Annotated in this window: 8 protein-coding genes, 1 tRNA gene, 3 pseudogenes and 1 riboswitch; of the genes and pseudogenes, 6 read left to right on the top strand and 6 right to left on the bottom strand. The window is 73.0% G+C overall.

What is annotated here, in order from left to right; translation table 11 throughout:
- Positions 1-225: 225 nt before the first annotated feature.
- The 3 genes from SSQG_RS18315 to SSQG_RS18305 all read left to right on the top strand — a co-directional run bounded on the left by SSQG_RS18315 (position 226) and on the right by SSQG_RS18305 (position 2,952).
- Positions 226-299, top strand: a tRNA-Met gene (locus SSQG_RS18315).
- Positions 300-588: 289 nt separating this feature from the next.
- Positions 589-745, top strand: a riboswitch (cyclic di-AMP (ydaO/yuaA leader).
- 11 nt (positions 746-756) lie between these two features.
- Positions 757-1,788 (top strand): M23 family metallopeptidase, encoded by a 1,032-nt coding sequence (locus SSQG_RS18310; protein ID WP_003991298.1) that lies wholly within the window; start codon positions 757-759, stop codon positions 1,786-1,788.
- Positions 1,789-2,007: 219 nt separating this feature from the next.
- Positions 2,008-2,952, top strand: a complete 945-nt coding sequence (locus SSQG_RS18305) for an aldo/keto reductase (RefSeq protein WP_003991297.1) — start codon at positions 2,008-2,010, stop codon at positions 2,950-2,952.
- Here the strand turns inward: SSQG_RS18305 and SSQG_RS18300 are convergent.
- The 4 genes from SSQG_RS18300 to SSQG_RS18285 form a co-directional block, all read right to left on the bottom strand.
- Complete coding sequence (locus SSQG_RS18300) at positions 2,933-4,318, bottom strand: PrsW family intramembrane metalloprotease (protein WP_003991296.1); 1,386 nt, start codon at positions 4,316-4,318, stop codon at positions 2,933-2,935. The two genes, SSQG_RS18305 and SSQG_RS18300, sit on opposite strands and share 20 nt — an antisense overlap.
- A gap of 59 nt (positions 4,319-4,377) precedes the next feature.
- Positions 4,378-5,235, bottom strand: coding sequence for a tRNA (guanosine(46)-N7)-methyltransferase TrmB (gene trmB, locus SSQG_RS18295; protein WP_003991295.1), 858 nt, complete (start codon positions 5,233-5,235; stop codon positions 4,378-4,380).
- A 212-nt stretch (positions 5,236-5,447) separates the two neighbouring features.
- Positions 5,448-6,653, bottom strand: a complete 1,206-nt coding sequence (gene lhgO / locus SSQG_RS18290; protein ID WP_003991294.1) for an L-2-hydroxyglutarate oxidase — start codon at positions 6,651-6,653, stop codon at positions 5,448-5,450.
- Positions 6,654-6,792: 139 nt separating this feature from the next.
- Positions 6,793-8,217: a hypothetical protein gene (locus SSQG_RS18285; RefSeq protein ID WP_003991293.1), complete on the bottom strand. Its 1,425-nt coding sequence runs from the start codon at positions 8,215-8,217 to the stop codon at positions 6,793-6,795.
- Between the two features lie 754 nt (positions 8,218-8,971).
- On the opposite strand from SSQG_RS18285, the pseudogene SSQG_RS44015 reads away from it, so the two are divergent.
- Positions 8,972-9,614: pseudogene (locus SSQG_RS44015) on the top strand (asparagine synthase-related protein); the annotation flags it as partial.
- 4 nt (positions 9,615-9,618) lie between these two features.
- Here the strand turns inward: SSQG_RS44015 and SSQG_RS39275 are convergent.
- Positions 9,619-9,807 (bottom strand): annotated as a pseudogene (locus SSQG_RS39275) (substrate-binding domain-containing protein); the annotation flags it as partial.
- Here SSQG_RS39275 and SSQG_RS18280 point away from each other — a divergent pair.
- Both SSQG_RS18280 and SSQG_RS18275 read left to right on the top strand, forming a co-directional pair.
- Positions 9,806-11,275 (top strand): annotated as a pseudogene (locus SSQG_RS18280) (asparagine synthase-related protein); the annotation flags it as partial. The pseudogenes SSQG_RS39275 and SSQG_RS18280 overlap by 2 nt on opposite strands.
- Before the next feature lie 189 nt (positions 11,276-11,464).
- Positions 11,465-14,872: an AfsR/SARP family transcriptional regulator gene (locus SSQG_RS18275; RefSeq protein ID WP_039933043.1), complete on the top strand. Its 3,408-nt coding sequence runs from the start codon at positions 11,465-11,467 to the stop codon at positions 14,870-14,872.
- Here the strand turns inward: SSQG_RS18275 and SSQG_RS18270 are convergent.
- Positions 14,869-15,146 (bottom strand): NPCBM/NEW2 domain-containing protein (locus SSQG_RS18270; protein ID WP_039933041.1); only part of this gene is annotated, 278 nt, incomplete at its 5' end. The two genes, SSQG_RS18275 and SSQG_RS18270, sit on opposite strands and share 4 nt — an antisense overlap.

Here is a 15,146-nt window from a genome sequence, read left to right as displayed (position 1 = left end):
TGATCCTCGACGCGGGCGTCCGCCGGGTCGTCACGGCCTGGCGCGAGCCGGACACCTTCGTGGCGGGGGCCGACGGCAGCGGCGTCCTGGCGGCGGGGGGAGCGGAGGTCGTTGTCCTCGCTGAGCACGAAGGGTCGGCGAAGGCTCCGAACCGCCACCTGCTGAGCTGAACCGGCGGGTGTGCGCGAGCGGTCCCGCGGATGGCGTACACTGGTGACACAACGACGCGGGGTGGAGCAGCTCGGTAGCTCGCTGGGCTCATAACCCAGAGGTCGCAGGTTCAAATCCTGTCCCCGCTACTGAAGGCCGAGGGCCGGAATCCGAAAGGGTTCCGGCCCTCGGTTCATGTCGGGCCCCCGTCGTCACGGGTAGTGAGTGAACCGCCCCGCTCCGCTGCCCAGCTGACGCGCCGCCAAAACCCGTGAGTCACCTGCGAAGCGGTCAACTCGCCCGATTTAAGCCGGTCGTGGCAGGTAAGTCCGCGCGAAAAAGGTTAATGATCAAGTGGAATCGCTGGAATACCCACCGCGCGTCTATTAACGTTCGATAACGCAGCGCGGTCGTCCCAGCCGTCACAGAAGGCGGCTCCGTGCGCACGCGCCGAATCCCGAAAGGGAACCGGGGAACCACCACTTGGGGTGAATCGGGCGGATATCGCCGTGGAAGCACGGTTGGTATACGCGCGTAGGAGACCTTCCTGCTCCGAACCCGTCAGCTAACCCGGTAGGCGAGAAGGAGGGAAAGGAGTACGCCCACGTGGCGTCCAACCGGCCTGCCCCCGCGGCCCCGTCCGCGCCCCACCAGCGCGACACCGAGACCTTCGGCTTCGGCGGTCACCGCACCGACGAGGGCCCGTTCCAGGAGTGGAACCCCACCGCGGAGTCCATCCGTCCCGTCCGTGGCCGGCATCGCGTCACCAAGCAGCGCGGCGGAGGGCTCGCCCGCAGCTCCACCGTCCTCGGCGTCGGCGTCATAGCCGCCGTGGGTGCGGGCGGCATCGCCAGCGCCCAGACCGGCAAGCCGCCGGTGTCGATCTCCGTGCCGGACCTGCCCTCGGTGGGTTCCCTCATCTCGGACGACGACACCCCCGAAGGCTCCTCCACCGCGCTCAGCGCTCTCGGCACGGCGTCCGCCGACGCCGACCAGGGCGGCTCCGGCGCCGGCGAGGCACTGCGCGCCCGGATCATGGCCCAGGTCGAGCACCAGCAGGAGCAGATCGAGACCAAGGCCGCACAGGACGCCGCGAAGGCCGCCGAGAAGGCGGCCGCGGAAGCCGTCGCCAAGGCGGAGCAGGAAGCCAAGGCCAAGGCCGCCGAAGCCAAGAAGAAGGCGGACGAGGAGGCCCGGAAGAAGGCCGAGGCCGAGCGGCTCGCCGCCCTCGCCAAGCAGTACACGCTGCCGACCTCCTCGTACACCCTCACCTCGACCTTCGGCCAGGCCGGCGCCTACTGGTCCTCCGGCTACCACACGGGTCTGGACTTCGCCGCGCCCACGGGCACCCCGATCAAGGCGGTGCACAGCGGCACCATCACCGAGGCCGGCTGGAACGGCTCCTACGGCTACAAGACGGTCCTGACCCTCGATGACGGCACGGAGATCTGGTACGCGCACCAGTCCTCCATCGGCGTCAGCGTCGGGCAGAAGGTCAGCACGGGCGACGTCATCGGACGCGTCGGCGCCACCGGCAACGTCACCGGCGCACACCTGCACCTCGAGGTCCACTCCGGTGGCTCCTCGAGCGGCATCGACCCGATGGCGTGGCTGCGGGGCAAGGGCCTCACTCCCTGAGCCTCACCCTCCGGGCAGCGCACGCCAGTTGAAGCACCGGCGGTCCTGATGACGACCCCCCGACGTCAGGGCTGCCGGTTTTCGGCTGTTCGCGGTCACGGGACTTTGCGGTCACGGGACTTCGCGGTCAGGGGACTTCGCGTGCACGGGACATTGCGTTCACGGGAGTTTTGCGTCCGTTGCGGAATGGCCCCTCCCGTACGGTCGTTGACGTGGAGCATGACTTCTCTTCGCAAGCTCGGCTCCTCAGACCTCGAGGTCTTCCCGCTCGCCCTCGGCGGCAACGTCTTCGGCTGGACCGCCGACGAGGACCGGTCCTTCGCCGTCCTCGACGCGTACACCGCCGCCGGCGGCAACTTCGTCGACACCGCCGACGTCTACTCGGCGTGGGTCGACGGCAACCAGGGCGGAGAGTCCGAGACCATACTCGGCAAGTGGCTGGAGGCGCGCGGCAACCGCTCCGACGTCGTCGTCGCCACGAAGGTCAGCCAGCACCCCGAGTTCCAGGGCCTGTCCGCCGCCAACATCAAGGCCGCCGCCGACGCCTCCCTGCGGCGCCTGCGGACCGACTACATCGACCTCTACTACACCCACTTGGACCAGCCCGACGTGCCCGTCGAGGAGATCATCGGCGCGCTCGACGAACTGGTGAAGGCCGGGAAGGTGCGGCACATCGCGGCCTCCAACATCTCCGCGGAGCGGCTGCGGGCGTCCCTGGAGTTCTCCGACCGCGAGCGCCTCGCCCGGTACGTGGCCCTCCAGCCCCACTACAACCTGGTCTCCCGCGACACCTACGAGGGCGAGCTCCAGGACCTGGCCGAGCAGGCCGGCCTCGCGGCCGTCCCCTACTACGCGCTCGCGTCCGGCTTCCTCACGGGCAAGTACCGGCCCGGTACGACCGTCGAGAGCGCACGGGCGGGCGGTGCCGCCAAGCACCTGGAGACCGAGCGGGGCCGCCGGGTCCTCGACGCCCTCGACGAGATCGCCGCGGCCCATGACGCCCCCGTCGCCACGGTCGCCCTGGCCTGGCTCGCCGCCCAGCCCACGGTGGCGGCGCCGATCGCCTCGGCGCGGACGGTGGAGCAGCTGCCCGCGCTGCTGGAGGTCGGGCGGCTGACCCTGACGGAGGCGGAGGTGGGACGGCTCACCAAGGCCTCCGCCTGAGAACGCCCGCCTGAGAACGCCCGCCTGAGAACGCCCCGGGCCTGGCTCGGTGCCCTTCGGCTACGAGCGGTACGGGTTGTACTTTTTTTTTTTGCGCCGGATGGCCGTACCCGTACGCCCCGTAGACCGGCCAGGGCGGTGCCGCCACCGGGACCGGAGGGGCCGTGAGCCGTGCCGCGTGGTCCAGCGCGGGGCGGGCGGCCTCCCGGCGCCGCCACAGCTCGTCGAGCAGTTCCCGTTCCCGCACGACGAAGTCGACACCACCGGTCCGGCCCCTGCGGCCCCGGTGCCGCAGGAACGCCAGGGACGTCGCGTACCCCTCGTACTGCGCCACCGCCCGTGCCGCCGCCTTGCCCGCGTGGCGGCGGGCGTACTGGCGGGCGATCCGCCGGGCCCGCATCGAGCCGAGCGCGTACGGCTCCGCCGGGGAGAGCCACCCGGCCACGGCGTACGCGGGCAGTTCCGTCTGCACGGTCCGCAGCTCCCGCTGCCGTGTCCAGACCACCAGCCACGTCAGCAGCCCGAAGATGGGCACCATGAACGCCGCGTACACGGCGAAGAACCCGTACTCACCGAACGAGGACGAGCCGTTCCACATCGCGTGCATGCCCATCGCGAGCAGCAGCCCGGAGAGCGGGAAGGCGACCCGGCGGATGTGCCGGCCGTCCGCCGAGAGCGCGGCGACGCCGAAGCCGATGCCGGTCAGCACGGTGAAGAGCGGGTGCGCGAACGGCGACATGATGACGCGCACGAAGAAGGTCGCCGCCGTGACGGAGGCGATGCCGCTGCCGCCGGTGAGCTGGTCGGTGCCGAAGGCCATGCCCAGGTAGAGGATGTTCTCCGTGAACGCGAAGCCGGTCGCGGTCACACCGGCCACCACGACCCCGTCGACGATGCCGGTGAAGTCGCGGCGCCGGAAGAGGAAGACCAGCAGGACGGCCGCCGCCTTGGCCGTCTCCTCCACCACGGGGGCTATCACGGTCGCGCCGAGGGTGTCGGCGCTGGACGGGTCCGCCGTCGCCGTCGCTATCCATCTGGTCGCGAAGCTGTTGGCGACGATCGCTATCAGCGCCGCCGCGCAGGCGCCCCAGGCGAAGCAGAACAGCAGGTTCCGCCACGGGCCCGGTTCGACCCGGTCCAGCCACCGGAACGCGGCGATGAGCAGCGGGACCGGGAGGGTGGCCAGCCCGAGCCCCACCAGGAACCCCTCCGTGCCGGTCTCCTGGCGGACCAGGGCGAGGATCACGAGGCCGGAGATCGCGAGGAGCGTCGACAACGCGGCGTAGCGCACCCAGGTGTGCTGCCACCAGTGGGCGTGCCGCAGGGGGCCGCCGGGGTGCGACGGGAGTGGGGGGCTGGTGGCCACGGCTTCGACCCTAACGACGGATGGGCGCTGTCCGCAGGGCGGGAGAGGTGCGGGTGCGGTCAGGCGCCGACGGGGGGTTGCTCCACGTGCTGTACGCGACGGAAGAGGAGGTCGTTCACGACATGTCCCTTGTCCAGTCCCTGGCCCTCGAAACGGGTCAGTGGACGGAAGTCGGGACGCGGCGCGAAACCGCCGTCCGCCTGCGTGTTCTCGAAGTCGGGGTGTTCCGTGAGCACCTCGAGCATCTGCTCGGCGTACGGTTCCCAGTCGGTGGCGCAGTGCACGATGCCGCCCGGCCTGATGCGGGTGGCGGCGAGGCTCAAGAAGTCGGGCTGGATGAGCCTGCGCTTGTGGTGCCGCTTCTTGGGCCACGGGTCGGGGAAGTAGACACGGAGGCCGTCGAGGGAGTCCGGGAGGAGCATCTCGCGGAGCAGGATGATCGCGTCGCCGTTGCCGACCCGGATGTTGGACAGGCCGTTCCGGTCGGCGAGATTGAGCAGGTTGCCCTGGCCGGGGGTGTGGACGTCGACGGCGAGGATGTCGGTGCCGGGGTCGGCGGCGGCCATCTGGGCGGTGGCCTCGCCCATGCCGAAGCCGATCTCCAGGACGACGGGGTTGTCGTTGCCGAACAGGTCGGCGAGGTCGAGGGTCCGGCCGCCGTCGATGTCGAGGCCCCACTTGGGCCACAGCCGCTGGAGCGCGTCGGCCTGCCCCGCGGTCACCCGGCTCCGCCGCGGTTGAAAGCTCCGGATCCGCCGCTCGAAGTGCGACCCGGCCGGATCGGCCTTCGGCCCATCGGGGAAACGCGGCTCTCCCTTGGCCCGGGTATGCCGGACGGCCACACCGGGCACGTGCTGCGGGTACTCGCCGCCGGGGGTGGACTGGGGGCTTCCGGGGGTGTTAACGGAGTCAGACACAGTGCCCCCGATTTTACGACCCCACCCAGCCTGCGGGCAGCCGTGCCGCCGGAGCTGCGGGCAGTGGTGCCGCCCGAGCTGCGGGCAGTCGTGCCGCCGGAGCTGCGGGCAGTCGTGCCGCTTGGGGCGGCACGGGTGGGCGCAGCGGCACCTCGTCACGCCGAGCTGCGCAATGCCCCGCCCCCAGCACCAACACCGAGCACCCCACACACTCACAGCACCTGCAACGCCCGCCGAGCCACCTCCCTGCCGATCGGCAAAGAAGCCGTAGCCGCAGGAGACGGCGCGTTCAGCACATGCACCGTCCGCTCCCCCTCACGTATCAGGAAGTCATCCACCAGCGTCCCGTCCCGCAACACCGCCTGAGCCCGAACCCCCGCCGCCGCAGGCACCAGATCCCCCTCCGACACCCCGGGCACCAACCTCCGTACCGCTTCCGCGAACGCCCCCTTGGACAGCGACCGCCGCATCTCCCCCGCCCCGTACCGCCAGTGCCGGCGGGCGATCCGCCAGGAGCCGGGCCAGGTCAGCGTCGCCCCCAGCTCCCGCCACCGGACCGTGCCCCACCCGTACCCCTCCCGGGCCAGCGCCGGCACCGCGTTGGGACCGATGTGCACACCCCCGTCGATGCCGCGTGTGAGATGCACCCCGAGGAAGGGGAACGCCGGGTCGGGCACGGGGTACACCAGCCCCCGCACGAGCTCCGGCCGGGCCAGTTCGTAGTACTCGCCGCGGAACGGCACGATCCGGACGTCCGGGTCGTCCCCGGTCAGCCGGGCGATCTCGTCGGAGTAGAGGCCCGCGCAGTTCACCAGCACCCGGCCGCGCACGATGTCGCCGGACGCCGTGAGCACGGCGACCCCACGCTCGGGCCGGCGGTCGACGCGGACGACCCGCGTGCCGTACCGGATCTCCGCCCCCGAGCCGCGGGCCAGCTGCCGCGCGACCGCGACGAAGTCGCAGATGCCGGTCGTGCCGACGTGTATCGCCGCCAGGCCCCGCACCTCCGGCTCGTACTCCATGATCTGGGACGGGCCCAGTTCGCGCACCGGGATGCCGTTCTCCCGGCCGCGCTGCACGAGCGCGTGCAGACGGGGCAGCTCGGAGCGGTCGGTGGCGACGATCAGCTTGCCGGTGACGGCGTGCGGGATGCCGTACTCGGCGCAGAACTTGACCATCTCGGCGGCGCCGCGCACCGCGTAGCGCGCCTTGAGGGAGCCGGGCCGGTAGTAGATGCCGCTGTGGATGACGCCACTGTTGCGGCCGGTCTGGTGCCGGGCCGGGCCCGGTTCCTTCTCCAGGACGGTGACACGTGTGCCTGGTGCGGCGCGTGTGATCGCGTACGCCGTCGACAGCCCGACGATCCCACCGCCGATCACCAGCACGTCACAGTCGTACGCGGCCCGCACCAGCACCACCTCCCGCTACCGATAGTGCACTGCACCACTGACAGCACGCTCAAACGCCGAGATGAGTGACGCCCCAAGGGGCGCGGGGAACCGCGCGATCAACCACGGACCGCCCGCAGTCGCAAGATCACGCAACCCGGCAGACGGCTCACGCGGGCGTCATCAGCAGAGGCCGAGCACGCTCACGGAGCTCCACCACCCGCGGCTCGTCGCCGTACGGCTCCAGCCGGTGGAGAAGATCCTTGACGTACTCCGTCGTCCGGGCGGACGAGATCCGCCCGGCGACCTCCACCGCCCGCACCCCCTGCTCGCACGCCGCGTCCAGGTTCCCCGACTCCAGTTCGGCGACCGCCGAGACGACCAGCCGCAGCCCGTGCGAGCGGACGAACTCCTCCGTCGGCTGGGACAGCGCCTGCTCGGTGAAGCGGCGGACCTGGCGGGGGGCCTTGAGGTCGCGGTAGCACTCGGCCGCGTCGGCGCAGAAGCGGTCGTAGGAGTAGAAGCCGAGCCAGCTCGGGTCGTTGTCGCCGGGGCGGGCCCTCTCCAGCCAGCTCTCGGCCGCCTTCAGGGCGCCGCCGGCCGCCTGGGCGTCGCTCGCGCGTGCGTGCGCGCGTGCCTCGACGAGGCGGAAGAAGCTCATGGTGCGGGCCGTCGCGAGGCCGCGGTTGCGTTCCAGGGCGGCCTGGGCGAGGTCCACGCCCTCGTCGCCGAAGCCGCGGTAGGTGGCCTGGAGGGACATGGAGGCCAGGACGTAGCCCCCGAGGGGGACGTCCGCCGCGGCCCGGGCCAGGCGCAGGGCCTGGATGTAGTAGCGCTGGGCGGCTTCCTGCTGGCCGGTGTCGAAGGCCATCCAGCCCGCGAGCCGGGTGAGTTCCGCGGAGGCGCCGAAGAGGGCCCGGCCCACCTCGTCGGAGTAGGAGCCGAGCAGCAGAGGGGCCGCCTCCACCCTTAAGCACTCGGGGACCATCGACGAACGCCAGTCGCCGCCGCCGTACTTGGAGTCCCAGCGCCGGGCGTCCTCGGCGGCCTCCCGCAGCTTCTGCACATCGCTGTGGCCGACTTTGAGCGGTGCGCCGGAGCCCTCGCCGGGGCCCACGTCACGCGCTACCGAACTGTCGGCCGGGGTTATCAGCCATCGTGAGGCGGGCGTTGCGTACGCGCTCACCGCGAACGAACCGGCCAGCGACTGCCAGATGCCGCCGGACCCGGCGCGGCGGCCGGCGAGGTCGAGGCGGTACAGCTCCGTCGCGGACGTCACCGCCTGCCCGACGTCCCGCGGGAAGGCGAGGCCGACTTCGGGGGCGGGGTCCGCGTCCGCCAGGCCGATCTCGTGGAGCGGCACCGGGCGGCCGAGCTTCTGTCCGATGGCGGCGGCGATCAGGTGCGGGGCCGCACCCTGCGGCACCATGCCCTTCGACACCCAGCGCGCCACCGACGTCTTGTCGTAGCGAAGCGTTAGACCGCGCTGGGCGCCGAGGTCGTTGACCCGCCGCGCGAGGCCTGCGTTGCTGATTCCCGCGAGGGCGAGAACGGCGCCGAGTTTTTCGTTCGGCCCGCGTTGCTCCCTGGACATGAGCCACCCCTCGACACAGACGGCTGCCGCGCTGGCATAACCATGCGGCATTCGTAAACCCAGCGTAGTTCGCCGCATCCCAAGCGTTAAGGGGCATTGTTCCGGTTGGCGGGATTGTGGTCCGTACTGAAGTACGGGTCGGATACGGGCAGTTGCGACGTGCTCCCACTGTGTGGCCGTGCGCCCGCCCGTGCGCTCTTCTCCGGCCATCACGGGAGCGGTTCCATGGTTCATGCGTGGGTCGGCCCGCTGTACTGGATCCAGTGGGCTGGGGGACACCGCCGCCTACATCCCCGCGGGCGGCGGAACGGTCCGGGAGGCGTGTCCCGTCTCCCGGACTGCGCGGCCGGGTGAGGGCGTGCGGAGTCTGTACGGAGAGTGTTCGACACCGTCTGCGTGAAGCCGATTTGGCTGAAAATCGACCCCGGTGGTCGGGCGGTCTCAGGGCTCCGACCACGGCGATTGAGGGCGCACCAGGCGTATTCGAGGCGCGCGTCGGGGGCGCATTCGCGTCGCGGTTCTGCCGACTCCCTTTTCTTCTCCCCTCGCTTGGCCCTTCTCTCCGCCGGCGCCGTCCGTATCTTCCTGTCACGCTCGGGTGTTCGGGGTCGTTCGGGACGGCGTGGGTGTCTCCGCCGGGGCGCATTCAGCGGAGCGCAAGCGGCGCGGGCACCCTCTGGAACGCTTCCTTCATGGCAGCATGGTGAACCGGTTCGTGCGGTGCACTGGTTGTCCACAGCCTGTGGAGGCGGCGATGCGGTGGTTGGTGGGGTGGAGCAGCACCGCCGCGGGAGCCGTCGCTGCCGGTTCGGCGGGGGCCACGGGACCCGACGGCGAGACCGTGCACCCGGTGGGTTCCCACCTCCTGTGGGGCGACCCCGACCCGCTGTGGGCGGTCGGCGACTGGCGTCCCGACGAGGTGCGGGTCGTGAAGGCCGACGACCGTACCCGTATCGCCGTCCTCGGCATCTGCGGCGCCACCGACGAACAGTTGCGCGTCGCCCTGTTCGCCGCGCGCGGCGGGGCACTGAGGCATCTGACCGCCTGGCCGGGGAGCTACACCGCGATCGTGCAGGTCGGCCGGAGGGTCACCGTCTGCGGCGATCTCGCGGGCGCACGGCCGGTGTTCCACACGCCCTGGGCCGGCGGCACGGCGTACGCGACGGCCGCGCTGCCGCTGGCCGACCTCATCGAGGCCAACCTCGACTTCGGCCACCTCGCCGCGCTGCTGGCCGCCCCTGACGTGCCGGCCGCGCTCCACGACTCCACCCCGTACGACGGCGTGAAGCGCGTTCCGCCGGGGCACGCACTCATCCTGCGCGCCGGGGCGCGCGAGATCGCCGGGTACGAGCCCGTCGCCTCGCTGGCGGTGGCCGCGCCCGCGACCGTTCCCTTCAGCGCGGTCGAGGCGGTGCGCGACGAGTCGTCGAAGCCGACCACGGAGACGTCCTTCGGCACGTCCAGACCGCGCTGCCGCGCCGCCCGGATCGCGCCCAGCGCCATCATGTCGCTGGCGCACACCACGGCCGTGCAGTCCCGCTCGATCAGTGCCGTCGCCGCGGCCTGACCGCCCTCCAGGGTGTAGAGGGCGGTCGAGGCGGTGCGCGACGCGCTCGTCGAAGCCGTACGGACGCGTCTGTCGGCGCCGCGGCACGTGCCCGGGGCGGACATCGACCCCGGGCCGGTGCCCGGCATGGGACCCGCCGAGCGGCGCGCCGCGCGCGGGATGCCCGTGCCGGGGATCGGGGCGGACCTGTCCGGCGGGCCGGCCTCCGGGACGCTGGCGCTGCTCGCCGCGGGGCTGCCCGGGAGGCCGGGCACGGTGCTGGGACACGGCACGGGCGCGGGGGAGCGGCTGCTGGCCGTCACGTTCAACGACCTCGCCGTCGGCGGGCGGGAGGCCGAGCTGGAGCGGGCGGGCACCCTGGCCGCCAACCCGAGACTGCACCACGTGGTCGTGGCCGGCGGCGAGGAGACCCTGCCCTACGCCGACCTCGACGGCCCGTTGACGGACGAACCGGGCGCGTCCCTGGTGACGGCGGCCCGGCACCGGGCGCGGCTGGCGGCCGGCAGCGCGGACCACTTCACGGGCTACGGCGCGCGCCAGGTCCTGGACGCGCACCCGGCCCGGCTGGCCGACCTGCTGATGGACCGCAAACGGCGCCACCTGGTGCGGCCCGTCGCCGCGCTGGCCAAGGCGGACGGCTCGGTGCTGGTGCCCGCGCGCGTGTACGCGGCGGCTCGCCGGCTGTCCCGTACGCCGTACCGGGCCGGGCTGGAATCCCTCGCCGAGCGCCTGCTGGAGCACCGTACGGACGACGGTCTCGACGCGCCCGGCAACGCGGTGGAGGCCTCGCTCGCCGCGCTGACCTGGGGCAGACCCGGGCCGGCGGCGCGCTGGCTGACCGGTGAGGCGCTCGCCGAAGTATCGGTTCGTCTTCAGGCGGCCACGCACCGGTCGGAGGCGGTGGGGCCGGGGCAGCGGCCGGGTGACTTCCGCGCGCGTGCGGCGCTGGCGCGGCAGGCGGCCGACCTGCGGGTGCTGGAGCAGGCGGCGGAGATCCGCTTCCAGCGGCTGCACGCGCCGTTCCTCGACAACCAGGTCGTGCGGGCGGCCCGGGCGCTGCCCGAGGCGTTGCGGGTGCGGCCCGGGGCACGGGCGGCGATCCTGCGGACGGTGCTGGAGGGCGCCGGAGTACGGGAGCTGCCGCCCGGGTGGGGCGCCCCGACCCAGGCGACGACGGCGGCCGTGGCCCGTACGGGACTGAGGGTGGCGGCGGACTCCCTGGTCACCCTGTTCGACACGCCGCTGCTCGCGGAGGCCGGCCTGGTGGAGGCCCGGGTGGTCCGCAAGGCCCTGCGCGGCGCGGCAGCCGGCGAACCCCTCCCGCTGGACGGCCTCGCGGACCTGGTCTCCCTCGAACTCTGGCTCCGCCGCCTGCTCTCCCGCCGAGGCACCTGCTGGACCGGGACCCCGGCCCGCCAACGCGCGGTACCAGCAGGCATCGCCCCTCAGCGGGGTGCGTTGGGCGCGGGGGCCGGAGTACGGCGAGTATGACGCGTACTTGAGCTGCGGGCAGTCGTGCCGCTTGGGGCGGCACGGGTGGGCGCGGCGGCACCTCGCCACGCCGAGCGGCGCAACACCCCGCCCCCAGCATCCACGCCGAGCACCTGAAGCCCCCAACTCCCGCAACACCCCACCCGAAAACCCCCTGGCCTTCCCACCCACCCCGGCCACAATGACCCAGTGCGGTACAGAATCCTGGGCACCACCGAGGCAACAGACGAGCACGGCAAGCCCATCCCCCTGGGCGGCCCCCGTCTCCGCGCCCTGCTCACCGCCCTCGCCCTACGCCCCTCCCACGCCACCACCCCCCACACCCTGATCGACGAGGTGTGGACGGACACCCCGCCCCAGGACGCCCCCGCCGCCCTCCAGGCCCTCGTCGCCCGACTCCGCCGAGCCCTCGGCAAGGACGCCGTGACCTCCCACACCGGCGGCTACCGCCTCGCGGCCACCCACGACGACATCGACCTCTTCGTCTTCGAACGGCTCGTCCGGCACGGCACCGACGCCCTCACCGCCGGCGACCCCGCCCTCGCGGAACAGCACCTCGACGCCGCCCTCACCCTCTGGCGCGGCCCGGCCCTCGCCGACCTCCCCGACCGCTCCGCCGCCACCCGCCCGGAGGCGGCGCGCCTGGAGGCGACCCGGGCCCGGGCGGAGGCCCGCCTGCGGCTCGGCCGCGCGCGTGACGTCGTACCGGAACTGCGCGAACTGACCGCCGTGCACCCCTACGACGAACCGCTGCACGCCCTCCTCATCCGCGCCCTGCGCGACACCGGCAGGGAAGCCGACGCCCTCGCCGCGTACGAATCCGCCCGCCGCGCCCTCGCGGAGGGCCTCGGCACCGACCCCGGCCCCCGACTCCGCACCCTGCACGCCGACCTGCTCACCTCCTCCGAGAACGACGGCGGACCGCCACCCGCACGGCCCGGGCCGCCTGCACACCCCGCGCCACCCGGACGCCCCGGGCCACCCGGACACCCCGGGCCACCCGGACACCCCGAGCCGCCCGGACACCCCGAGCCGCCCGCACGCCCCGCGCCGCCCGAGCGCACCGGGAACCTTCGCCCCCGTCTGACCTCGTTCGTCGGCCGGGAACCAGAGATCGACGCCATCCGTTCGGACATACACAGGGCCCGCCTCGTCACCCTCACCGGACCAGGCGGCTCCGGAAAGACCCGTCTCGCCGAGGAAGCCGCCGCCGGGCTCCCGCAGGCGTGGCTGGCCGAGCTCGCCCCGCTCGACCGGCCGGAGGCGGTGCCGGGCGCGGTGGTCAGCGCACTCGGACTGCGCGAGACCGTGCTGATGACCAGCGAGCTGACGGCCGTGCAGGACGACCCGGTCACCCTGCTCGTCGAGTACTGCGCCCCGCGCAGCCCCCTCCTGATCCTCGACAACTGCGAGCATGTCATCGGCGCCGCCGCCCACCTCGCCGAGACCCTCCTGACCCGCTGCCCGGGGCTCAGGATCCTCGCGACCAGCCGCGAACCCCTGGGCGTGTCGGGGGAACTGGTGCGGCCCGTCGAGCCCCTGCGGCCGGACCACGCCCGGCGGTTGTTCGCGGAGCGCGCCGCCGCCGTCCGGCCCGACGCCGACGCCGTGCTCCGGGACGAGCGGGCGGTGGCGGAGATCTGCCGCCGCCTGGACGGACTGCCGCTCGCCATCGAACTGGCGGCGGCCCGGCTCCGGCTGCTCACGCCCCGCCAGATCGCCGACCGGCTCGACGACCGCTTCCGCCTCCTCACCTCCGGGAGCCGTACGGTCCTGCCCCGTCAGCAGACCCTGCGTGCCGTCGTCGACTGGTCATGGGACCTGCTCGACGAGGCCGAACGGACGGTGCTGTGCGAGGTGTCCGTGTTCGCGGGCGGCTGGGACCTGGAGGCCGCGGAGGCCGTCTGCACCGGGGCCGCGGCCGAGCTGCTCGGGTCGCTCGTCGACAAGTCCCTGGTCGTGGCCGCCCCCTGCGCGCGGAACGGCTCCGGCGGCATGCGGTACCGGATGCTGGAGACCATCCACGAGTACGCCGACGAGCGCGCCGCCGAGGCTCCCGGGCTGCGCGCGAAGGCCGAGCTCCGGCACCGGGCGTGGGTGCGGGCGCTCGTCGAGCGGGCCGATCCGCTGCTGCGCTCCGCCGGGCAACTGCCGTGGATATCCCGTCTGGAGACCGAGCTCGACAACATCCGTGCCGCCCTCGGCCGGATCCTCACGGATGGGGACGAGCGCGAGGCCGGTGCCGTCGCCCTGGCCATGGGCTGGTTCTGGTGGCTGCGGAACTACCGGCACGAGGGCATGGAGTGGCTCGACCGGATCCTGCGCCTGGGAGTGGGGAACGACGTGTCGGGCCGGGTGCCGCTCCCCGGGGAAGCGGACCAGGGCCTGCCCGATCCCGTCGAGCACTTCCTCGCCGCGCCAGACGCGGAGGCGGGGCACCCGCTGCGCGCCCTGCGGATGGATCTGCGCATGCTGCATCTGTTCTTCATGGCCGAGGCCGCGCCCATGGAGGCGTTCGTGGAGGAGCGGCGGTCGTACGTGACGCGCCTGTGGGCGTACTTCGAAGCGGGCGGACCGCAGGCGGCCCGGGTCCCGGGGCTCGTCTGGCCGGTGATCTCCCCCTTCGTCGGCCGGCAGGGCGACATCCGGGACGTCATGGACTCCGTCGTCGCCAACTGCCGTGCCCACGGCGGGGACTGGGAGACCGCCGTCGCCCTGATGTTCCGTACCCACATGGTCATCGACTCTCCTGGCGACCTGGCCGGCGTCGACGACGACCTCGCGGAGCTCCGCCTGCTCAGCAACCGCTCCGGGGACCGCTGGCTACGGGCGCAGGTGTGCAGCGCGGCCGGCGAGACGGCCATGGCGCGCAGCCGCTTCGAGGAGGCCAAGGGGGAGTACGAGGAGGCGCTGCGGCTCGCCTACGAGGTGGGCGCCCACGCCGAGTCGCCGTTCCTCATCGCCCGGCTCGGCGAGATCGCCTACCGCGCGGGAGACCGGCCGGCCGCGCTGACGGCGCTGGACGAGGCGAGCGCCGCCGCCGACCGGTACGCCGTGGCGGACTCCAAGGCGTTCGTCCTGCTGTTGCGGGCCCAGATGGCCTGGGACGAGGGACACATCGTGCGGGCCCGTGCGCTGTGCGAGGAGGCGCGCGCGGAGACCGGGCGTGGCACACCGCCGCCCCAGTTCATGGTGATGCTGGATCTCATCGACGCCGTGATCACGGCGAGTGAGTCCGGTCCGGAGCCCGCGCTGGTCAAACTGGCCGGGGCCCTGCGTGAGGCCGTGGAGAAGCGGTGCTCCGACACGATCCGGGCCACGGTCGTGGACAGCGCGGCCTGGCTGCTGGCCGACTTCGGCGACTTCTCGCGCGCGGCCCGGCTGCTCGGTGCCGGGGACCACTGGCGGGGAGGCCGCCCCCGCCCCATGCCGGAACGCGCCCACGCGGAACGGGCCACGGCCGCCGCCCGCGCCGCCCTGGGCAGCGTCCGGTGCGAGGCGGAGCAGGCGCGGGGCGCCGGGCTCACCGCCGACGACGTGCTGCGCGAGCTGGACGACGCACGCGGCTCGTGCGCTGCTGGACCCGGCAGCCGCTAACCGCAGGTGAACCTCGACTCGGCCCAGTCCGCCAGAGCCACGCCGTCGAGGACGCCGTGCGGTTCCACGACGAGCCGTACGGTGCTGCGACCGGTGAGGTCCACGTGCACCGGCACCGCCGGGTCACCCCCTTCGACCAGGGTGGACCGCCACAGCAGGGTTCCGTCGGCGTAGACGGAGAAGGCCACCTTGCCGAGCCTCAGCGTCATGTCGTCCACGCCGATGAGCGCCTCGTACGAGGAACAGTCGCGGTTGAGGTCGATGGTGACGGAGG

It is taken from the genome of Streptomyces viridochromogenes DSM 40736 (genome assembly GCF_000158955.1).
In the GTDB taxonomy this organism is placed as follows: Bacteria; Actinomycetota; Actinomycetes; order Streptomycetales; family Streptomycetaceae; genus Streptomyces; species Streptomyces venetus.
The sequence above is the reverse complement of the archived record's forward strand: the minus strand, read 5'-3'. Positions and strand labels throughout refer to the sequence as shown.